General features: G+C 30.1%; 22 protein-coding genes, 2 pseudogenes and 1 other annotated feature. Of the genes and pseudogenes, 9 read left to right on the plus strand and 15 right to left on the minus strand.

Translation table 11 applies throughout. The annotated features are described in order from the left end of the window. Positions 1-172: 172 nt before the first annotated feature. The gene (locus Q0K54_RS05095; protein ID WP_294578800.1) at positions 173-469 is read left to right on the plus strand and encodes a VOC family protein; all 297 of its coding nucleotides are present in this window, start codon (positions 173-175) and stop codon (positions 467-469) included. 55 nt (positions 470-524) lie between these two features. Here Q0K54_RS05095 and Q0K54_RS05100 read toward each other — a convergent pair whose 3' ends face one another. The 6 genes from Q0K54_RS05100 to Q0K54_RS05125 are packed head-to-tail and all read right to left on the minus strand — an operon-like array spanning position 525 to position 6,262. Then, positions 525-1,346, minus strand: a complete 822-nt coding sequence (locus Q0K54_RS05100; protein WP_294578768.1) for a MurR/RpiR family transcriptional regulator — start codon at positions 1,344-1,346, stop codon at positions 525-527. A gap of 44 nt (positions 1,347-1,390) precedes the next feature. Next, entirely contained in the window at positions 1,391-2,050 is a 660-nt protein-coding gene (locus Q0K54_RS05105) for a GDSL-type esterase/lipase family protein (protein ID WP_294578769.1), read from the minus strand. Further along, positions 2,050-3,543 (minus strand): DUF4127 family protein, encoded by a 1,494-nt coding sequence (locus tag Q0K54_RS05110; RefSeq protein WP_294578770.1) that lies wholly within the window; start codon positions 3,541-3,543, stop codon positions 2,050-2,052. Before Q0K54_RS05110 ends, Q0K54_RS05105 begins: the two co-directional genes overlap by 1 nt. Continuing rightward, the gene (locus Q0K54_RS05115; RefSeq protein ID WP_294578771.1) at positions 3,540-4,310 is read right to left on the minus strand and encodes an HAD-IIB family hydrolase; all 771 of its coding nucleotides are present in this window, start codon (positions 4,308-4,310) and stop codon (positions 3,540-3,542) included. Before Q0K54_RS05115 ends, Q0K54_RS05110 begins: the two co-directional genes overlap by 4 nt. Then, a complete protein-coding gene (locus tag Q0K54_RS05120; RefSeq protein WP_294578772.1) occupies positions 4,300-5,574 on the minus strand; it encodes a PTS sugar transporter subunit IIC in 1,275 nt (424 codons plus the stop codon). The genes Q0K54_RS05115 and Q0K54_RS05120 overlap by 11 nt, the downstream gene beginning before the upstream one ends. Before the next feature lies 1 nt (position 5,575). Beyond that, positions 5,576-6,262, minus strand: a complete 687-nt coding sequence (locus tag Q0K54_RS05125; RefSeq protein WP_294578773.1) for an N-acetylmannosamine-6-phosphate 2-epimerase — start codon at positions 6,260-6,262, stop codon at positions 5,576-5,578. Positions 6,263-6,558: 296 nt separating this feature from the next. Between Q0K54_RS05125 and Q0K54_RS05130 the strand changes: the two genes are divergently transcribed. Further along, positions 6,559-7,521 carry a hypothetical protein gene (locus tag Q0K54_RS05130; protein WP_294578774.1) on the plus strand — a complete coding sequence of 321 codons (963 nt, stop codon included), beginning with the start codon at positions 6,559-6,561 and terminating at the stop codon, positions 7,519-7,521. A gap of 62 nt (positions 7,522-7,583) precedes the next feature. Here Q0K54_RS05130 and Q0K54_RS05135 read toward each other — a convergent pair whose 3' ends face one another. Further along, positions 7,584-7,964, minus strand: a complete 381-nt coding sequence (locus Q0K54_RS05135) for a hypothetical protein (RefSeq protein WP_294578775.1) — start codon at positions 7,962-7,964, stop codon at positions 7,584-7,586. Continuing rightward, positions 7,961-8,224: pseudogene (locus tag Q0K54_RS05140) on the minus strand (trans-aconitate 2-methyltransferase); the annotation flags it as partial. The pseudogene Q0K54_RS05140 and the gene Q0K54_RS05135, both read right to left, overlap by 4 nt. Before the next feature lie 160 nt (positions 8,225-8,384). Here Q0K54_RS05140 and Q0K54_RS05145 point away from each other — a divergent pair. Continuing rightward, positions 8,385-8,558: a hypothetical protein gene (locus Q0K54_RS05145; RefSeq protein WP_294578776.1), complete on the plus strand. Its 174-nt coding sequence runs from the start codon at positions 8,385-8,387 to the stop codon at positions 8,556-8,558. A 35-nt stretch (positions 8,559-8,593) separates the two neighbouring features. On the opposite strand, the gene Q0K54_RS05150 is transcribed toward Q0K54_RS05145, so the two are convergent. Then, entirely contained in the window at positions 8,594-9,175 is a 582-nt protein-coding gene (locus tag Q0K54_RS05150; RefSeq protein WP_294578777.1) for a histidine phosphatase family protein, read from the minus strand. A 97-nt stretch (positions 9,176-9,272) separates the two neighbouring features. Continuing rightward, positions 9,273-10,709, minus strand: a complete 1,437-nt coding sequence (gene pepD / locus Q0K54_RS05155; protein ID WP_294578778.1) for a beta-Ala-His dipeptidase — start codon at positions 10,707-10,709, stop codon at positions 9,273-9,275. Positions 10,710-11,094: 385 nt separating this feature from the next. Here pepD and Q0K54_RS05160 point away from each other — a divergent pair, with 385 nt between their 5' ends. Further along, positions 11,095-11,724, plus strand: a complete 630-nt coding sequence (locus Q0K54_RS05160) for a DUF4352 domain-containing protein (protein WP_294578779.1) — start codon at positions 11,095-11,097, stop codon at positions 11,722-11,724. Positions 11,725-11,897: 173 nt separating this feature from the next. On the opposite strand, the pseudogene Q0K54_RS05165 reads toward Q0K54_RS05160, so the two are convergent. The 4 genes and pseudogenes from Q0K54_RS05165 to Q0K54_RS05180 form a co-directional block, all read right to left on the minus strand. Then, a pseudogene (locus Q0K54_RS05165) lies at positions 11,898-12,053 on the minus strand (amino acid--tRNA ligase-related protein); the annotation flags it as partial. A 1,014-nt stretch (positions 12,054-13,067) separates the two neighbouring features. After that, positions 13,068-14,558 carry a lysine--tRNA ligase gene (lysS, locus tag Q0K54_RS05170; protein ID WP_294578781.1) on the minus strand — a complete coding sequence of 497 codons (1,491 nt, stop codon included), beginning with the start codon at positions 14,556-14,558 and terminating at the stop codon, positions 13,068-13,070. 35 nt (positions 14,559-14,593) lie between these two features. Further along, positions 14,594-14,828: a binding site (T-box leader), on the minus strand. A 43-nt stretch (positions 14,829-14,871) separates the two neighbouring features. Next, positions 14,872-15,114, minus strand: a complete 243-nt coding sequence (locus Q0K54_RS05175; RefSeq protein ID WP_294578782.1) for a helix-hairpin-helix domain-containing protein — start codon at positions 15,112-15,114, stop codon at positions 14,872-14,874. Positions 15,115-15,235: 121 nt separating this feature from the next. After that, on the minus strand, positions 15,236-16,654 hold the full coding sequence (locus Q0K54_RS05180; protein WP_294578783.1) for an NAD(P)/FAD-dependent oxidoreductase: 1,419 nt from the start codon (positions 16,652-16,654) through the stop codon (positions 15,236-15,238). Between the two features lie 133 nt (positions 16,655-16,787). Between Q0K54_RS05180 and thiM the strand changes: the two genes are divergently transcribed. The 4 genes from thiM to thiD are packed head-to-tail and all read left to right on the plus strand — an operon-like array spanning position 16,788 to position 19,652. Then, positions 16,788-17,612 carry a hydroxyethylthiazole kinase gene (gene thiM, locus Q0K54_RS05185; protein ID WP_294578784.1) on the plus strand — a complete coding sequence of 275 codons (825 nt, stop codon included), beginning with the start codon at positions 16,788-16,790 and terminating at the stop codon, positions 17,610-17,612. Then, positions 17,599-18,237, plus strand: a complete 639-nt coding sequence (gene thiE, locus Q0K54_RS05190; RefSeq protein ID WP_374011451.1) for a thiamine phosphate synthase — start codon at positions 17,599-17,601, stop codon at positions 18,235-18,237. The genes thiM and thiE overlap by 14 nt, the downstream gene beginning before the upstream one ends. Further along, the gene (locus Q0K54_RS05195; RefSeq protein ID WP_294578786.1) at positions 18,230-18,901 is read left to right on the plus strand and encodes an HAD family phosphatase; all 672 of its coding nucleotides are present in this window, start codon (positions 18,230-18,232) and stop codon (positions 18,899-18,901) included. The genes thiE and Q0K54_RS05195 overlap by 8 nt, the downstream gene beginning before the upstream one ends. Next, a complete protein-coding gene (gene thiD, locus Q0K54_RS05200) occupies positions 18,870-19,652 on the plus strand; it encodes a bifunctional hydroxymethylpyrimidine kinase/phosphomethylpyrimidine kinase (RefSeq protein ID WP_294578787.1) in 783 nt (260 codons plus the stop codon). The genes Q0K54_RS05195 and thiD overlap by 32 nt, the downstream gene beginning before the upstream one ends. Positions 19,653-19,678: 26 nt before the next feature. On the opposite strand, the gene Q0K54_RS05205 is transcribed toward thiD, so the two are convergent. After that, positions 19,679-19,951 (minus strand): hypothetical protein, encoded by a 273-nt coding sequence (locus tag Q0K54_RS05205; RefSeq protein ID WP_294578788.1) that lies wholly within the window; start codon positions 19,949-19,951, stop codon positions 19,679-19,681. A 149-nt stretch (positions 19,952-20,100) separates the two neighbouring features. Between Q0K54_RS05205 and Q0K54_RS05210 the strand changes: the two genes are divergently transcribed. Then, on the plus strand, positions 20,101-20,553 hold the full coding sequence (locus Q0K54_RS05210; RefSeq protein ID WP_294578789.1) for a GNAT family N-acetyltransferase: 453 nt from the start codon (positions 20,101-20,103) through the stop codon (positions 20,551-20,553). Positions 20,554-20,773 lie beyond the last annotated feature (220 nt).

Here is a 20,773-nt window from a genome sequence, read left to right on the forward strand (position 1 = left end):
TATACCTTGAAAAATGTAGTTTCAAGACTACACTTTTTTAGCTTGAATAAATATTAAAAACCAGGAAAAATATATTTACATATAATTCCTGGCTAAAATTTTATCATCTTAACTTAATGACATTGCTCTAGATATCTGTTTAATTTATATTGAAATTGCTAAAGGACAATTTATCGAATTATTTCCTAAAGCTGAAGGTCAAAAAGAACATCCTGAATATAATCAACATTTAGGGTATAGTCATTTTTCATTAACAGTTGATGATATTTTCAAAGCTCGTGATGAGTTAATTGCTGCTGGTATTGAAATTGATATTGAACCAAAAATCGGAAATTCTCATACTTGGCAAATGTGGATTCATGATCCAGATGGAAATCGAATTGAAATGATGCAATATACTGATGAATCTTTCCAAATAACTGGTAATATTGAAGCTGATGCTAAATTATTAGAAAATTATGGTAAATAAATATAGAACACTTAAGTGGCAGTTCCTAGTGAGCTGCCACTTTTAATTTAAGATATTATTCTTCCAATTCATAATCGATATTTTGCAGTGTCATTTTTAAATTTTCTTCTTTATTAATCTGGTTATAATGTAAATAATGAGTATATAATACATCAATCATAATTAGCGCTGGAATTTGTGGTGATATTTTATCAGAAATAGCTAAATTTTTTAAACCACCAATTAAAATCAACTCATCGTAATATACCTGATATTTATGAATCTTATGAGCTGATAACATAATCGTTTTAGCTCCTTTTTCTTTGGCAGCCTTTAAACCAGCGACCACCTCTTTAGTTTTGCCACTGACACTAATACCAATAACCAATGAATTTTCATTAATGCGAGTAATATTCATTAAAATCGTATGACTATCAACTAAATAATCAACATCCAGCCCTAGTCGCATAAACCTTAACTTAAATTCTCTAGCAACAACTCCCGACGAAGCAATACCATAGACATAGATTCTTTTATAATCATCTAACATTTTGGCAACGCGAATCATTTGCTCATTATCTATTAATGAATAGGTCTTTTCTAAAACCCGCTGATAGAAATTCAATACTTGTCTAGTGAGAATATCAAGATCTTTTAATGCATGATCTGAATCTTGATACGCAAATAAAAACTGTCGATAGCCACTAAAACCAATTTTTTTGGCGAAGCGTGATAATGAAGCTTCAGAAACATACAAACGTTTAGCTACCGCTTTAGACGATAAATCTTGATCAGTTACCTGATTCATAAAATAATCAGCTATTCTTTTTTCTAATGGTGTCAATTGTGAATATGCCATTTCTATTAATGGAATAACACTTTGATTATATACTCGCAAATCTAATCACCTCAAAGTTTATTATACCACCACAAAGTATTATCCTATAAATACTTTTCTATCACCGGAGTAATTAATTGGGTTAAGTGCTGGTAACCTTTATCATTTAAATGTAGACCATCTTGATAATATTCAACTAACGCTTCATTTTGTGAATTAATAAAATCATCAAAAACTGATAATAAAGTCGTTTTTTGATCAATAATCAGTTCTTGATATTGCTTAAAAATCATAGCAACTAAATCATTACAGCGAATTCCAGGAACATGATGATAGTCTCGCAATGTTTCGATACATGGCAATGTTGATAACAAAATAATCTGGGTATCCGGACAATTTCCACGAATTAAATCAATAATATTTTTTACATTAACAGCAATATCTTTTGGTGAAAACATAACTGTATTACCTAAATCATTGATACCTATCATCATCACAACTATTTTAGGCTGGTATTTTATCACCGCCTCATCTACGATCCATAACAATTCATTTGATGTTGCCCCACCAATACCACAGTTATAAACATTTTTTATTTTGGGAAAATATTTAGATAGATTATACATTTCTGTAATAGAATCACCAAAGAAGACAACTCCATTTTTCTTAGCAGTTTTGGTCTGTTGCACTATTGCAAGCATTCTTTGCAACTGTCCTTCTCTTAATTGATAATAACAGGGATTATATTTCATTGTTTCTCTCATTATTCTACCTCGATTTTCATTTCTATTTCAAACATCCGCTGCCACGGCATTGAAATATCTTTAATAATTACTGGATGTTTTTTACTTAAATTAAAATCATTAAATAAAACTTGTAATTTACTTTTAATTCTGGTAGCCACTTGTGCTTCCTGATCTTTAAAATCATAATACGATAGCCCTAATTCCACTAGATCATGTTCTACAACATCCTTACGTACTATCGCCTGATATAAAACATCTTCAATAATTCGAAAACAAATATTTTTATAAACATTACCTTTTCCTAAACAAGCTTGAGCTAATGTTGTTCCTAAGGTATTACAATTAGTATTCCATCCCGCATAACTAATCAAACAATCTAATAATTGCATTTGATCTAAATATTGAATTAGTTGATAATCACCACCATTACTAAAGGCACTGTCACATAAAGCAACACGATAGCCCTGTTGGAGATATTCTTTAATAGTATAAGCAAAATCCAACAGCTGACGATAGCTGGTATAACTAATATCAACATCCTGTTCCTCAACAAATGCTTCTTGCATAATTTTTCCTGGACTGTTTATCGCTAGAACAAAATCGGCTTCATTTGCTGAGGTAACCATTTGACACTGACAAACGCGAAGATGAGATTTTAAGCTTTCATGCATTGGTCGATCTTCATAATTAGGAATAATTGCTGGTCCTAAAGTTGAAGCATAAAATGGATATACTTTAGGATGCAACTGATAATAGTCATTATATGCTCTAGTCATTAATGATAAGCCAACTTCATCAGCACCAGGATAAACCATCACTCTTTGGTCTAAGTGTTTTTGTTTAATTGCTTTAACTACTTGTTGTTGCGATATCGCTGTATAGCCATATGGTGAAGAATCATCTTGAGGAATAACTAGAAAGTCAATTCTATTAGTCTGTACATATGATAAGACCGCAATATTTATTTCCGTATTTAAATTTCTTCGTTGTTCATAGTCATCAATAATATCTTGTGGAATTTCAATCGAATCCAATTCTTCCTGTTCGATTGCTGATAAACCATGACGCTGTTTATAGTTTTGGAGATATTTTCTCCTAAATAATTTATAACCATATTCCTGATAATAGTCAGGTTCTTCTTCAGAAGAATCATAACTAGGACAGCGCATAATACAATTGAATGCATAGATTTTTAATTGCGGGTTTATTTGTTTTAATCTTTTGATTACTTCAAGACGCTTTAATAGTTCATCCTTTGAACAATGATGTAATCTAGAGGGAATTAATCCCCCATATACTAACATATCAATTGATAAAACAAGATTGTCAACTTCCTGACAGTGCGAAAATAAAAATCGATCTAATTCTGTTAATATTGCTGGACTTTTTTTCTTAGATAGAATTGATACATCGGGCATGATCAAATCAATATTAGAATTAGTTTTGGCAATCATTTGTGGATATTGATAATTACATGGTCGTTCATCAAGGGGAATTATTAGAGTTTTCATTCCATAGTCTCCTTTACTTTATTACAAATATCTTTTAGTGCTTCTAAAATATTGGTCTTATAAATAGCCTTGCTGGGATTTTCAAATTGCCCAACGTTATAGAAATATTCACTATATTCAATCATATCAAAATCACTAGGCGAATCACCAATAGCATATATTTGCTCGTTGATAAAATTCTTTTTCAAGGCTTTGCCTTTAGAAGCTTCACAACTCATTATTTCTAATGATGTTGCTGAAGTCATAATTGCCTGGACTAAGTGATATTGTTGATTAATCATTTGACCAATTTTTTCAAGTTCATCTTGCTTACCAATTATTAAAAATAAAACAATTGGTTGGCATAAAATAACTTCCTTAAGATCCGTTTTAATAATATGCGAATCATATAATTCTCTAGGAAAATCCGGATCACGATCACAGGTCCAGTAGCGATTAGCAACAGTATTTATCTCAATTCTAACTGGTAATTCTTTCAGTTGATCATAAATAGCTAACGCTTCTTGCTTATCAAGCAATTCACTATTAAAACTATCTTCACAGATTACCACGGCACCATTTTGAGAAATCCGATGTTCAATCATTAAGTTATATTTTTGTTGAATTTTTAAGATATCATGATCTAAACGACCTGTACAAATAGCTAAAGTACATCCCATATTTTTGAGGAGATCTAAACAAGATAGCGTCTGATCTCCTCCGATAATTTCATTTTGACTATTTAATAAGGTCCCATCTAAATCAAAAACAACTACTTTATTCTGCACTTTTTTCAATTCCTTCATTATTCATAACTTTAACAAATGGGATGTAGATAATAACAGAAACAACCAAAATAACAATCGCTACAACTGCGGATAAAATATCACCACCGGTTGCTAAAAAAGCACCTAAAATTGGTGGGGTTGTCCAAGGAATTTGGACATAAGTATAAGCCATTATACCTAAAGTTGTAGCTAAAGCTCCGATTGCTAAACCAGCTAAAGTTACTAAGATCATTGGAATAATTAAAATTGGGTTCATGACAACTGGTAAGCCAAACATCAATGGTTCTGAAATATTAAATAGTGATGGAATTAATCCAATCTTACCAATAGTACGATAATCTTCTCGTTTTGATACAATGAAAATAGCGATTACTAATGCCAGCATATTCCCAGCACCACCCATAAAAGCAACACTATCAAGGAATGGCTTTGTAATAATGGCTGAAGCACTGCCACCGGCATTAATTGCTTCAACATTGGCTGTTAAATTAACTAAATAGATTGGTTCAAGAATCGGATTAAAAATTGAAGCCGAATGGATACCAAATCCCCAAATAAGCATATATAAAGCATAAATAATTACTAATCCAGCAGCTGATGAGACAATATTGGTAAATGGTGTTTGAATCCATTTAAAGATCAAGTCATTAAGTGGTGCCCCAAGCGCATCAGTGATAATTCTAGCTAATCCAAAAATAATAACTGTTAGAGCAACAGGAATAATCGAATTTAAAGATCTGGCAATTCCTGATGGAACTGTATCTGGCATTTTAATAATTAACGCTTTAAAGCCCATTAAAAAACGTAATAATTCAACTGCTAATAATGCAGAAATAAATCCTGTAAACATTGCTGTTGAACCTAAATAAGTTGTTTGTACATATTCGCCAATTGTTGCATCACTTATAAATGGTGTTAAACAAAGAAAACAAACCAAGGCAGTAGTTCCGGCAATGGAAGTATCCATTTCATAATGAGCAGCTAAAGATTTTGAAGTTGTAAAAACTAGCAAAATTGTCATAATTGACATTGATGCCGAACTAATGACACTCCCGAGTTGTGAAAAATCACTAAATGGTGTTCCAAACCATTGGTCTAAATAATTGCCTTCGCCAATAAAAACACTATTTATCAATGTAAATAATGACGCCGTAATGACCAGTGGCATAATCGAAATATAGCCATCACGAATTGCTGATAAATAACGATTTTTCGCTATTTTTTCAGTAATTGGTAATAAAAAATTAGAAATTTTATCCATCATTTTACTTTCTCTCCTTTTTTATTTCTTTAACAAATCTTTCAGTAATTATCTGTGGTCTAGTAATAATTGAACCTACTACAACACTATAACAACCTAATTCCAATACTCTTCTAGCTTTAGCAGGAGTATCAATATTTCCTTCAGCAATTACTGGATGATGAACCTGTTTTAAAATGTTTCTAATAATTTCAAAATCATTTTCTTCGATCCGCTGATTTTTACTTTCAGGTGTATACCCGACTAATGTAGTTCCAATAAAATCAAACCCTAACTTATCAGCCAAACATGCTTCTTCAACCGTTGAGCAATCAGCCATAAATAATTGTTCCGGATATTTTCGCCTTATTTCTTTAAAAAATTCTTCTAACGTTTTTTGATATGGTCGTAAACGATTAGTAGCATCTAAGGCAATGATATCAACGTTTGTTGCCACCAAGTCATCTACCTCTTTTATTGTTGGTGTAATATAAATATCACTATCCTCATAATCTTGTTTAATAATTCCAATTATTGGTAAATCGACTTCTTTTTTTATTGCTTGAATATCTTGAATACTATTTGCCCGTATTCCACCTGCTCCTCCTTGCAAAGCCGCAAGAGCCATTTTTGACATAATGTACGATGAATGCAATGGCTCATCTTCCAAAGCTTGACAGGAAACAATCAACTGATGTTCAATTTCTTTCATTACTATCACCCCTCTTTTTCTTTAACTCAACTATACGTTTATCTAAAAAAAATAACAATAATTTGGGGGTTTTTAGATTTTACTTTCAAATTTTTTTATTAAATCAATAAATATTTTTAGTTTTTGAAAGTATTTTCATTTTTTATAAAAAATAAAGAAATCTAAAATCATAAAAAGTAGCACCATTTACAATCCAAAAGCCATAATTAACCAAAAAATAATTAAATCTAAAACTAGCTAATCTAATTCACTAAGTATAATGAATGTTATATAATTACCTTATTGGAGGGATGAAAATGAATCTTAAAAATAAATTCAAAATTCAAATGATAATTCTTACCCTATTATCATTCCTGATTTTTCTCTATTTTTTCTTACAAATTAATGTCTTTATTTATACTCAAATCTTTCAAACTTTCTATGCCATCATTTTTATATGTATCATATTGATACAATGGTCTATGTATTTTTCTAAAAATAAAAAAATACCAACTATTAACAGTTGGTTAGCGAACTTTTTAACAAATCATTCAGATATTCAACATTTACAATCTTTATCTTATACAACCATATATATTCAAAAACGGATTTTAACTCTATTAGCTTATTATTTTTGTTTAAATATAATGATTATTATTTTTTCGTATTATATTTTTATACGAATTATCCTTGGTTATTCTTTAATGTCTATTTTTGCATTATTTATTGTTTGTCTGTTGGTAGTCTTGATATTATATCTATATATAAATATACAAATTGAAAAGAAATATTATCAATCTTATTTAAATCAAGATTGTCAACTTTATATTCTAATGACTTATCAAATTTTAAATGTTCCTATCTTTCAAAAAGCTATCTTGAACTATACTTCACTCATTAATATTTCATCGGCATTAGGAAGACTGAATTATCCTCAAGAAGCTTATGATTTTTTAATTATATGGAAACAAAACGCTAAAAAACTTCCGGCTATTTTTAAATTATTTTATTATGAACATTGTATAGCTCATTTAGCGATGTTACACGATACTGAAAAATTTGACGTAGTCTATTCAAAATTTCAAATTTTTTACCAAAAGCATCCTCGTTTACACCAAAGAGAAGATGTTAAAAACTTAGTCTTTCTTGTCTCTTTATATAATGCTTATTTACATCAACAATATGATGTTGTTCTACAACTTGAAACACAGCTTCCTGACTCTTGTCATACACCGCAGGTTGATATAATTTTAAATTGGGCACATAAAAACAGATCTTGAATTATTTTCCAAGATCTGTCTTTATCGCTTTAATTCTTAATCGTACATAATCTGCATGCCACTTATTTTCTCGATATAAAATATTTTGCAAATCGGCAACAGTAATCATCTATAATTTTCTGCTTTTGCTTTTCGTTTTCAATAATATTAAACGGAGTTTTTACAAACATTAAGATCCAATCTTTCAAACCATCAGGTCCTTTCAGTTCTGTCATTCGATCAAAAAGATTGGCATATCTAACTAGAAAACCATTATTTTTTAATAATGATGTATATTCACTAATTGTTGGAAAGTAAAATGGTATTTGATATTCATAGCCATATTTTTGAAAACTTTTATTTAAAGCTTGATGAATTAATCGATTATTACCATAACCACCAAATTCAAAAATAAATTCGCCACCAGCTTTTAAACTTCGATAAACATTATTAATTAGATTCACTTGTTTTTTCGTTCAATCCAATGAAATACCGCAATAGAAAACACCACATCAACTGGCTTGGTTAGTAAAAAATCTGTGGTATCACCACTAATAAATTCAATATCTGGATAATTACTTCTAGCAATTTCTAACTGCTCTTTTGAAGCATCCATACCAATTACTTGATAACCACGATTTTGTAGTTCTTTAGTCAATGCTCCATTACCCCATCCTAAATCTAAGACCATACTATTTTCTTTAGCATCAATCAGCTCTAAGACATTGTTTCCATATAGATGAACAAATGATAAGTCTTCAGTATATTTTTTAGCATTTCAATTAATATTCATTTCTTTTCTCCTTATCTTTCAGGCTTGTTTAAATTATAGATTAGTTTTAATGTAATTGATATAATATTTTTAAAGGAATGAGGTAACTAAAATGAAACTTATTTTAATCTTATTTATTATCATTAGTTTAATTTTAATTTATTTTTCAAATACACTTGATACTTATTTTAAGGGTAATAACCAGCTAAAAAAAGTTATTATAGTCTTGGCAACGGGAATTATTTTAATTAGTCTTATTGGACTTTTAGCTTTTTTTGTTTCTTAAAAAGAAAAAGAGGATCAATGATCCCCTTTCGTTATCTATATTTGTGGTTGTAACATTTCAATATATTTAAACTGTTCATTTTCATATTCAAAATGTAAAATACTACAATTTTTTAAACCACCCTGAGCTTTGACAATATCTGGATCAGTCACTTGACTTAAAAAAGCATATGAAGCACCACCATGAGAAACAGCTAAAACAATATGATGATCGTTTTTATCCATGATTTCTTTCAATGTTGTATACATTCTTTTAACAACATCTTGACGATATTCACCACCATAATGTGGAAATAAATCATCATAATCAAATGAACTATTTCGCTTTGGATTTAAATCTTCACTTTCTCCTTCAAATTCACCAAAGTTTCTTTCCTTTAATTGCTTTAATCTTTGATAAGGAACTTGATAATTAGTCACAATTTCTAAAGTATCGCAACATCTTTCTGATGTCGAACTATAATAATGATCAAATTCGATACCTTCTAGACATTTTCTAGCTGCCTTAGCCTGCATGATTCCATTTTCAGTTAACGGTGAATCACACCAGCCTTGAATTTTTCTTCTTTTATTAAACAAAGTTTCCCCATGACGCATTAAATATAAGTGTTTAGTCATTTTTATCGCCTTCTTTCATTTAAGTAGTTTTAATTCTAACATAATTTAAAACTAGTAACTATCTTGCATTTGTTTTATTTATCTAAAGTTTAATAAACTATAATCGTTTTAATACTTCTTTTAATACATCATACATTTTCAAAAATGAGTTTAAGTTCATTTTTTCTTCAGGCGTATGGGCACCTGAGCATTCAGGTCCAATCGTAATAATATCTAATTCTGGAATCAGACCCTTTAATATTCCAATTTCCAGTCCTCCATGACTAGCTTTAGTTATTAATTCAGTTTCCAATTTATCTTTAACTACTGCTCTTAATACTTCACGCATTGAAGAATCTGCTTCAAAGTTCCAACCAGGGTAATCAGATTCAATAATAATCTTGGCATCTAATAACTGGGTTAAAAGTTCAATTTCACTAGTTAATTCTTCTCGAGCACTTATAAGAGGACTACGAATCAAATAATGACATTCAATATGATCATTTATAGTTTCAATCTGTCCTAAATTTAATGATACTGTTGTAAGTCCATCAATAACCATACTTTTAGCTTTAAAACCATTAGGTAGTAAATATAGTAAATCAATTGCCTCTTGACTAGTTTTCAAATCAAAACATACTTTGATTTTTTCAGATAATTGTGTAAGTAAATAACTAAAATTAGGATCACTAAACTCTAATTCTTTTTTTATGTCAAATGCGATCTTTTGAAAAAGATCATCAATTTCATCCCATTTTTTATCACAAGTAAACTCAACAACACACTCACGAGGAATCGCATTAGCCTTTAAACCACCAATAATATTAACCAATCGAACATTAGTTGTTTTAGACAAAGCTTTTAGCATTCTAAATGCAATCTTATTGGCATTTCCCCGTTCTTCACTGATAAACTTCCCTGAGTGTCCCCCTAATAAACCATCAATTTTCAATTTATAAGTATTCCATGTATTTTCAGTTAAGTTAAAATTTTTAACAACAGTTACGCGGCGCCCACCTGAGGAAGAAACACAAGTTTCAGCTTCATTTCCAGTATCCATACTAATCATTCTTTTAGCCCGAATTTTGTCTGCTTTTAAATTTCTAACCCCTAACATTCCTACCTCTTCTTGAACGGTAAAAACACAATCAAGTGGTGGATGATTAATAGTGTTACTTTCTAATATTGCCAACATATAGCAAATAGCATATCCATCATCAGCTCCTAATGTTGTTCCCCTGGCATGTAAATAACCATCTTCTACATATAAATCTAGTGGATCATTTTCAAAATCATGATCATAATTAAAATCTTTTTCACATACCATATCAATATGACCTTGTAACATTACTGGTAAATGATTTTCATATCCGGGACTACCATTTTTATAAATAATAACGTTATTCATTTCATCACGAAAATATTCTAATTGATGTTTTTTGGCAAAAGCCACCAAATAATCACTAATCTTTTCTTCATGAAAAGAACCTCTTGGTATTTGAGAGATTTCCTCAAAATATCTAAAAACTGGAATATTTTTATCTAAAACTGCCATAATAAACCCCCTTTTATTTTTTACATTATATCACAATCATTTAATTAACCCATCTTTTTTACTCATAGCTAAAAAGAGTAGAACATAATTTCTACTCTTTGAACTAATAAATATCACTTAATTCCTGTTTCCTGATAACTGATAGCTTAATTATGTAGCTATGTCTAAAGTAAAATAATCATTTACTATTATTGTAGTTCATTTAATTTAGATTAATAATTGAGAATATATATTATTTATAAGTAATTTTTCCTTCTAAATAAAACAATATTGCAAACTTTCCTACAAAAATACATTTTATTTCATATTTTTATGAAAAATATTTCATTGTAACTATATTTATGAGATACTATTTAAGTATTCACATTATTAGGAGGGAAGGAATATGCTTATTTTCTTTTTAGTTGCACTCATTTTATTTATAATTGCTATTGTTTCTTTTGTTTTATCATTAATTAAGAAGAAATCAAAAAAGAAGGCCTTAATTTTAGCAATATGTGGTCTACTTTGTATGATTATTTCTTTTGCAATGACACCTGCTAATCCAACAACTGAAAAAAAAGGTGAAACAGTAAATACTACAGAAAATTCTACTAATGAATCAGAGCAAGAAGAAACAGAAACAACTTATAAAATAGGTGACATTATTGGAGTTACTACATCTGATGGTTCATATAACTTAACAATCACTGGGGTTTCTGAAACATCTGATAGAAATCAATTTAGTGATACACAAGCTGATAGAGTTATTATCATTGATTATGCTTATGAAAATATTGACGTTCAAGACGAATTGTATATCTTTGATTCAAACTTCAAAGCATATGATGCTGATAACAACTCATTAGAAACTTATCCAGCAGATGTAAAATCACCTGATAGTATTGGTGCCGGAAGAAAAACAACTGGACAAATGGCTTTTGCATTAAATAACGGAACCAACAAAATTGAACTAGAATATTTTGATAATATGTTTGCTGATAGTAGAGACTGCTTAATTGTCGTAGAATGGTAAAAAGTATTATTAATTTTTAGTAGCTCAAAAATGAGAGATTTCGAAATTACTGTATTTATCAGTAATATATGGAATCTCTTTTACATTTTAATTTTATAAATTTTCATATTCAATTTTACTAGATATTAAAATCTATAAATGTTTTCAATTACTTTTAATTTTAGCGTTTTTCATTATTTTCCTCTTGGGTTCATTTGTGGGAATAAGATAACTTCTTGAATACTTTCTTGACCTGTTAATAATATAACTAATCTATCAATCCCCATAACCATTCCACCTGTTGGTGGTAATCCATATTCCAATGCTTCTACATAATCTAAATCCATTTCAATGCATATATAGTTTTTATCGTAAAATATGTGATATTTTTCCAATCAAAATATTTCTCAATATTAAATTGTTAGACAAAATAATCTTTGATATAATATATTTGTTATCGTCCCTCCTGTTTGGAGAGGAGGTGATATAATAATGTCCGATTTGATTATTTCTGTCATGGCAGGTGTAATTGTTTATTACATATGCAAATGGTTAGACAAATATTTATAACGATAACTAGCCTAGTGTTAAGTTCACTATAAAAGCCAAAAAAAGGTAAGGAGTTGCGTTCCTTACCTTTTTACATTGTGATACAACAATGTCCGATTTACGAATAGATTATAACATTGAACCCATTCTATTTCAAGTATGATTATTTTTGTTTGTTTTATGCATAAATATCTTACTTTTCTAAACTAGTATTTTATCTACTTCTTGATTGATTGATTAATTGAAAACCAAAAAAATCCGAATTATAGATAAACATAATTTATCTCGATAATATAAACATATCTCTTATTTGATCATCCCATTTCATATCTCACTAAAAAATCATCTATGTCTTCATCTTCTTTTATAAGTGATTGAAACGATAAAATAATATTTGAATATTTCGCCCTTCTATATACGAAAATTACAATATTTCAATTTGTTTTCACAACAAATAATAGATAAATTAGCAAAGGTATTTTAATAAATCTTAAATTTATTTTTTCCTTTAAGTTAATAGATACAATTACATTTTGTTTAAAAATTTAAAAACATATAATTACTATAAATTTAAATATTTGTGTCTTCATAATAATTTATTTATAATACAAAATACATTCACATTTATAGTCACTGATTAATCTTTAAAATCTTCTTGTATATGCCATTTTTAAATAAATGAACTTTGATTATAAAAAAGCACAATCCCCTAATAATTATAAAGTCATCAAATATCACTTCATAAGTTAAGAAAATTATGCTCTTATTTTACCTGTGATTTAAGTTTAAAATCTAAATTATACTTATTTTATCAGTTATTTTCCTCTTGGTTTCATTTGAGGGAATAAGATAACTTCTTGAATACTTTCTTGACCAGTTAATAACATAACTAATCTATCAATACCCATACCCATTCCACCTGTTGGTGGTAATCCATATTCCAAAGCTTCTACGTAATCTAAATCCATTTCGTTTGCTTCATCATTACCAAGTTCTTTTTCTTTTAACTGATTTGCAAATCTTTCATATTGATCATCAGGATCATTTAATTCGTTGAAAGCATTAGCATATTCATTTCCACAAATAAATAATTCAAAACGTTGTGTAAAACGTGGATCTTCTGGATTTTTTCTAGCAAGTGGCGAAATTTCTACTGGATGTCCATAAACAAATGTTGGATTTACAATTGTTTCTTCAACATATTTTTCAAAGAATTCATTAATGATATGTCCATAACCAAAGTGTGGTTCTACTTCAATATCATGTTCTTTTGCTAGTTCTTTTGCTTGTTCAAAAGTCATATCACTTGCAAAATCAATTCCAGTTTTTTCTTTGATCGCATCAGTCATTGAAATACGTTTAAAACCAGGAGCTAAAGAAATTTTATTTCCTTTATATTCAATATCATATGTACCACAAACTTCATTAGCGGCATTAGAAATAATTCCCTCTGTTAAATCCATCATTCCTTCTAAGTCACTGAAAGCTTTATAAACTTCAATAGTTGTAAATTCAGGATTATGAGTTCTATCCATTCCTTCGTTTCTAAATAAACGTCCAATTTCATAAACTGCATCCATTCCACCAACAATCAATCTTTTTAAAGATAATTCAGTAGCAATACGTAGATAATAGTTTATGTCTAATGTATTGTGATGAGTAATAAATGGACGAGCTGCTGCACCACCTAAAATTGGATTTAATACTGGTGTTTCAACTTCTACATAACCTAAATTATCTAAGTAATGTTGAATTGAACGAATGATCTTAGGTCTTGTAAAAGCAATTTTTCGTGATTCTTCATTCATGATCAAATCAACATAACGGCGACGATAACGTTCTTCAACATCAGTCAATCCATGATATTTTTCTGGTAATGGACGTAATGCTTTAGTTAAATGGGTATATTCAGATACTTTAACTGAACATTCTCCAGTATTAGTCATGAATACTGTTCCTTTAGCTCCAATAATATCTCCGATATCACCTTTTTTAATAATTTCATATACGTCTTCACCCACGACATCTTTACGAATATATAATTGAATTTGACCATCACGATCTTGGATATGCATAAAGCATACTTTTCCTTTACGACGTTTAGTCATAATTCTTCCAGCAACACTTACTTCTACGGCCATTTCTTCTAACTCTTCATGAGTTTTATCCCCATATTGTTCTTTAATTCCCTTTGAGTATGCTGTTACATCAAATCTTTGTCCAAATGGGTCAATACCCTTTTCTACTAATTCTTTTAATTTTTCGCGGCGAACTAATTCTTGTTCACTAAACTTTCTTTCTTCCATCTTTTCCTCCTCTAAAATATAAAAAGCTTCCATCCGCAAGGGACGAAAGCATCGTGGTACCACCCTAATTCATTAATAAGTCACCTTATTAACCTCATCAACTATCCAACAATAGTCTTGCCTGTAACGTGGCTCACGTTATCTAATCAATCTAAATATCCTAGATACGGCTCCTAGCCTTTATTCTTTGTATCATCCATTATCTCTTTCCACCATCCGAGACTCTCTTGAACTTCAAAATACAATTACTTCTCTATTCATCGCCTTTATTTATCGTTAAAATCTTAACTTATCTATCGCTTTTTGTCAATATCTATTTCCAATACCACCATTTTAATTTCTCAGGATCAGGATTTTTAGTATTAGCATAATAAACAACCATTCGATACATATATAATTGACAAATATCAATCTGAGTATTTCTAATTTCACATTCTTTTTGATACATTTTTTCAGGATCAGCTCCTTTTAAAGAATCAATTGTTTCATAACCAATTAATTTTAATGACTCTTCAGTTGCCTTACCAACATACGGTATCTTTCTAAGCTCACCCATGAAATCACCTCGATATCATTGTAACATAAAAGTCACCATCTGGTGACTTAAGTCAATAGAAATTTAAGGTTAACAATAGCTTCAAAAACATTATTACCGCAATTTCTATTTTTATTCAATTTTATTTAATATGATCAATAATATGACGAGCAACTAAAACACCATTAGCTCCAGCTTGGGCCAAACCTCTAGTAAGTCCAGCTCCATCACCAGCGACATACAAATTATCTATTTCACACTCAAATCCTTCTCTAACTTTTGGACGTGCTGAATAGAACTTAGCTTCAACCCCATATAATAATGTATGTTCATTGGCAATACCTGGGGTAACATTATCTAAAGCTTCAATCATTTCAATAATTGATTTCATTGTATTATATGGAAGCACTAATCCTAAATCTCCAGGAACTGCTTCAGCTAATGTTGGAACTGTATATCCCTCTTTTAGTCTTTTTTCAGTTGTTCTTCTACCACGTTTAATATCACCATATCTTTGAACGATAACCGAACCATTAGATAGTTTATTTGCAAGACGACTTACTTCGTGAGCAAATTCGTTTGGTTCATTAAAAGGTTCACTAAATGTATGTGATACTAGCAAAGCAAAGTTAGTATTTTTACTTCCTAATTTAGGATCATGATAAGCATGTCCATTTGCCAGCATCGTACCGCTATGATTTTCAATAACTACATGTCCAGAAGGATTTGAACAGAAAGTTCTGACTCTTGTTCCAACGCTGGCATTGTAAATAAATTTACCTTCATACAAGTTTTGGTTAATTTCTTCCATTACAATATTACTAGTTTCTACCCTAACTCCAATATCAACCTGATTATTATATAATTCGATTCCATGTTGTTTTAAAACTTTTGTCAACCAGGCAGAACCATCGCGTCCAGGGGCTAATACTACTTTTTTTGCTTTGATTTCTTGACCATTTTCTAAAACAATTCCTTTAGCCTGATTATTTTCAACTAATACTTCTTTAACCGTAGTAGCAAAAGCCATATCGATATGTTTCTTTAATTCAGTAGACATTTCCGTCATGATTCGTAAATTTTCTTCAGTTCCTAAATGACGAACTTTTGCTCTTAATAATTTTAAACCAACAGCATAACCACGATGTTCAATTTCTTTTACCTTTGGTGTTGTGGGATCTGTTATTTCCTTAGTCGCTCCATGACGTAAATATAATTCATCAACATAATGGATTACATCTTCAACTTCATCTGGTGAAAGGTAATCTGTCAACCAGCCACCAAATTCACTAGTTATATTAAATTTACCATCAGAATAAGCACCAGCACCACCAAATCCAGCTGTAATAGAACAAGCTGGTAAACAACCTGGTTCATTATTCTTTATAATTGGGCATGTCTTTATTTTCTTTTCTTTAATTGGGCAATGGCGATCCATGACATCACGCCCTTTATCTATCAATAGAACTTTCAAATTCGGTTGTTTCAAACATAATTCATAACAAGCCATAATTCCTGCAGGACCAGCTCCTACAACTATAACATCATAATTATCTTTCATTATAATCCGCTCCATTCCGGGTTTTTAGCCAACCCAAAAGATTATACTAGAAAATTTAACATCTGGCAACTATTTGTCTAAGTAAATATAAAATGCTAGAATATAACTATATTTATAAGAAAGTGAGAAAAATATGTTTGAAAAAGTAATGCAGGAAGTTAAACTGCGAAATCCAATTGTCCATTGCATTACTAATTACGTTACAGTAAATGACTGTGCTAATGCCATTTTAGCTATCAATGGCAGTCCTATAATGGCTGATGATATTAATGAAGTTAATGAAATAACGACAATTAGTAATGCTTTAGTTATCAATTTAGGCACATTAAATCAAAATAAAGCAATAGCAATGCAAAAAGCTGGGAAAATGGCCAATCACTTCAATCATCCAATTATTCTTGATCCCGTAGGGGTTGGCGCTAGTACTTTTCGCACTAAAGTTGCGAAAAACTTATTAAATGAAATCAAATTCACTGTAATTCGTGGAAATATTTCTGAAATAAAAGCTTTAGCTCAAAATTATCAGACAACATTAGGTGTTGATGCCAATGAAAATGATAAAGTTACTGATGAAAATATTGATCAGGTAATTAAATTTGCCAAAGACTTCAGCCAAAAAACAAATGCTATAATTGCCATTACTGGAGCTATTGATATCATTGCTAATTGGCAAAAAGCCTATATTATTAAAAATGGCTGCTATCAAATGTCAAAAATAACTGGCACTGGCTGTATGTTATCAGCTATTTTAGGAGCTTTTATTGCCTGTGGTCAAAGTGATCTGTTGGAAACAACCGCTTATACAGTTGCTTTAATGGGATATTGTGGGGAACTGGCTGATCAGCAAATCAGAAACGAAGATAAAGGTAGCGGTAGTTTTAAAGTATATTTATTAAATAACTTAAGTACTATCAATTATGCTAAATTGAAAGCTGGTGTTAAAATTGAAAATCGCTAAAAAACAATTAGAATTATATTTAGTTACCGATAGAACCTGGTTAGGTAATCGTACTTTAGAAGATTGTGTTGAACAGGCAATTCTTGGTGGAGTGACAATTATTCAGCTGCGAGAAAAGAATCTTAATGATGATGATTTTATTAAACTGGCCAAGAAAATCAAACAAGTCTGTCATCACTACCATATTCCCCTAATTATCAATGATAATTTAAAAGTAGCCTTAGCTGTTGACAGTGATGGAATTCATATTGGTCAAGATGACTTACCAGTAAGTTTTGTTCGTGAAAAAATTGGCCCTGATAAAATTTTAGGAGTTACTGCTCATAATCTCCAAGAGGCTTTGCAGGCCCAAAATGATGGTGCCGATTATTTAGGTGCCGGTGCAATATTCAATACAACTACTAAAAATAATACAACTGATCTATCAATTGAACATCTAAAAGAAATAACTAATAATGTTACAATTCCAGTTGTTGCTATCGGTGGTATCAACAAGAATAATTGTCACCAATTATCCAATTGTAATTTAGCAGGGATTGCCGTTGTTTCGGCTATTATGAATAATGATAATATCCAAGAAGCCACTAAACAATTAAAAAAAATATCAAAGGTTGTCTATGAATAAGGGCTATATTATTGATTTAGATGGTACTTTAATTGATTCAATGGCTTTGTGGGATAATCTAGGACGTTATTATTTACAAGAACTTAATATCACTCCTAGTGATGATTTAAATGAACGATTAGCAGTTTTATCGATTGATAAAGCTATTGATTACTTAATTAACGAATATTCATTAAAAGAAACAAAAACAGCCATCTATCAACAATTAAATAATTTACTTGCTAAACTATATCAAAATGAAGTTACTTTAAAACCTGGCGTAGTTAAATTCTTGACCCAATGTAAAAATCACCATAAAAAACTATGTTTATTAACAGCTAATACTAAAACCATTACTAATATCATTTTAAACAAATATCAATTAACTAACTACTTTGATCTAATTATTACTTGTGATGATACTAAACTAGATAAACAAATTGGAAATATTTACCAAGAAGCTGCTGATAAATTAAAACTTGATAAAAAAGATTGTATTGTCATCGAAGATGCTTATCACGCCATTAAAACAGCTAAAGATGCCGGTTTTACCGTTTGGGCCGTAGCTGATCATAGTAATCAAACCAGCTGGTCTAAAATCTGTAAGATTAGTGATAAACACTTTAAAAGTATGAGTGAAATGGAGGATTCAAATGAAAAAAGTATTAACAATTGCCGGCTCTGATTGTTCTGGTGGTGCCGGAATTCAAGCAGATTTAAAAACAATGATGGCTCATAAAGTTTATGGTATGTCGGTCATTACATCACTGACAGCCCAAAATACCTTGGGTGTGTTCGATATCATGGATGTAACTCCTGAATTTTTAGCTAAACAGCTTGATTGTGTCTTTGATGATATCTATCCTGATGCAATTAAAATCGGAATGGTTTCCAATCCTGAATTAATTGCCATGATTGTCAAGAAATTAAGTGAACATCCTGATTTAAAAATTGTCGTTGATCCAGTTATGGTAGCTACCAGTGGTTCACGGTTATTAGCTGACAACGCTTTAAAAATATTAAAAGAGCAATTGATTCCAATTGCCACTATCATTACTCCTAATATACCAGAAGCTACCGTACTGACAAATATCCAAATTGTCAGTAAAGATGATATGCTTGAAGCTGCTAAACAAATTGCTTCATGGTATGAGGGATATATCTTAATAAAAGGTGGTCATTTTGAAAATCGAGCTGATGATTTGCTTTATTATCAAGGAAACAGCTATTGGTTAGAGGCTGATAAAATTGATAATCCAAATACTCACGGTACTGGCTGTACCTTGTCTTCTGCCATCGCTTCTAATTTAGCCTTAGGCTATTCCGTAATTGATAGCGTTAAAAATGCTAAAGCATATTTAACTGGCGCTTTAAACGACCAATTAAACTTAGGACATGGCAGCGGTCCATTAAATCACTGTTGGAACATGAAATAAGAACACCAATGACCGGTGTTCTTATTTTAATCTTTTAAATTTTCTTTTAGAGTTTCAATCTTTTCATTTAATCTTTCAATTTCTTTTACGATATCAGCAGTATCTTCATCAATAACTCCCACTGAAACCATCTTTTCATAATAAATTTTACCTAATTCAATATACTGCTCATCTAAATCAGCCTCCGCACTTTTAATACTAACTTTAGTTTTAGCCGTATCTGCCAGTTCAGATGATTTTTCAATTGTTTTTTCGGTAAACTTTGCGGCTTTTTTGCCTAAATTATCTAATAGAGCCATAATTAATCTCCTCCTATAAACATTATACCATTCATACATAAAAAAAGTCTTGATAATACAATTTATTTATCAAAAGAAAGATAATTACTTTAATAAAATTTGTCAAAAGTAATAACTTTTTATATAATAGATGCAAGTGAGGTGATTTTATGATACGTAGAGCCAAAGAAAGTGATCTGGCAGGAATTAATAATCTATTATTTCAAGTAAATAATGTTCATGCCGATGGACGGCCTGATTTATTTAGTCACGGTGGCAAAAAATATAATGATGAGGAAGTGTTAGAGATTATTAATGATGATAAACGACCTATCTTTGTTTATCTAGATGAAAATGATCAGATTTTAGGTTATGTTTTTTGCGTTTATCAAAACAATTATGGTGATAAAATAACTTTATATATTGATGATTTATGCGTTGATGAAAATTGTCGAGGACAACATGTTGGAACTAAACTATATAACTATGTTGTCGATTATGCTAAAGAGAACAATATTTATCATATCACTTTAAATGTATGGTGTTTAAATGAATCAGCAATGAAATTTTATGAAAAATGTGGTCTAAAGCCACTTAAAGTGATGATGGAAAAAGTTTTATAAAAGCCGCATTAATTTTGATTAATACGGCTTTTTTATTGATTAAATAACCAGCCTATTATTGAAAAATCATGAGTAAATAAGGCACTACCAACATGCTAATAACTAACTTCCTGGCCAGTAAAATAATTACCATCTTCGATATCTAAAATACTAATATTTCACTTATCTTCTTTTAACTATAACTACCAGTGATACAAAACTTTTATCTGTAACTAAGACT

The organism is uncultured Thomasclavelia sp., assembly GCF_944324745.1.
In the GTDB taxonomy this organism is placed as follows: Bacteria; Bacillota_I; Bacilli_A; order Erysipelotrichales; family Coprobacillaceae; genus Thomasclavelia.

Bases quoted from the DNA above. Each gene is read 5' to 3' on its own strand.
- Q0K54_RS05110 (WP_294578770.1), bottom strand. From the start codon at position 3,543: ATGAAAACTCTAATAATTCCCCTTGATGAACGACCATGTAATTATCAA.
- Q0K54_RS05180 (WP_294578783.1), bottom strand. From the start codon at position 16,654: ATGAAAGATAATTATGATGTTATAGTTGTAGGAGCTGGTCCTGCAGGA.
- thiD (WP_294578787.1), top strand. From the start codon at position 18,870: ATGAAAAAAGTATTAACAATTGCCGGCTCTGATTGTTCTGGTGGTGCC.
- Q0K54_RS05205 (WP_294578788.1), bottom strand. From the start codon at position 19,951: ATGGCTCTATTAGATAATTTAGGCAAAAAAGCCGCAAAGTTTACCGAA.
- lysS (WP_294578781.1), bottom strand. From the start codon at position 14,558: ATGGAAGAAAGAAAGTTTAGTGAACAAGAATTAGTTCGCCGCGAAAAA.
- Q0K54_RS05145 (WP_294578776.1), top strand. From the start codon at position 8,385: ATGAAACTTATTTTAATCTTATTTATTATCATTAGTTTAATTTTAATT.
- Q0K54_RS05175 (WP_294578782.1), bottom strand. From the start codon at position 15,114: ATGGGTGAGCTTAGAAAGATACCGTATGTTGGTAAGGCAACTGAAGAG.
- Q0K54_RS05105 (WP_294578769.1), bottom strand. From the start codon at position 2,050: ATGAGAGAAACAATGAAATATAATCCCTGTTATTATCAATTAAGAGAA.
- thiM (WP_294578784.1), top strand. From the start codon at position 16,788: ATGTTTGAAAAAGTAATGCAGGAAGTTAAACTGCGAAATCCAATTGTC.
- Q0K54_RS05130 (WP_294578774.1), top strand. From the start codon at position 6,559: ATGAATCTTAAAAATAAATTCAAAATTCAAATGATAATTCTTACCCTA.
- Q0K54_RS05210 (WP_294578789.1), top strand. From the start codon at position 20,101: ATGATACGTAGAGCCAAAGAAAGTGATCTGGCAGGAATTAATAATCTA.
- Q0K54_RS05150 (WP_294578777.1), bottom strand. From the start codon at position 9,175: ATGACTAAACACTTATATTTAATGCGTCATGGGGAAACTTTGTTTAAT.
- Q0K54_RS05120 (WP_294578772.1), bottom strand. From the start codon at position 5,574: ATGATGGATAAAATTTCTAATTTTTTATTACCAATTACTGAAAAAATA.
- Q0K54_RS05125 (WP_294578773.1), bottom strand. From the start codon at position 6,262: ATGAAAGAAATTGAACATCAGTTGATTGTTTCCTGTCAAGCTTTGGAA.
- pepD (WP_294578778.1), bottom strand. From the start codon at position 10,709: ATGGCAGTTTTAGATAAAAATATTCCAGTTTTTAGATATTTTGAGGAA.
- Q0K54_RS05160 (WP_294578779.1), top strand. From the start codon at position 11,095: ATGCTTATTTTCTTTTTAGTTGCACTCATTTTATTTATAATTGCTATT.
- Q0K54_RS05195 (WP_294578786.1), top strand. From the start codon at position 18,230: ATGAATAAGGGCTATATTATTGATTTAGATGGTACTTTAATTGATTCA.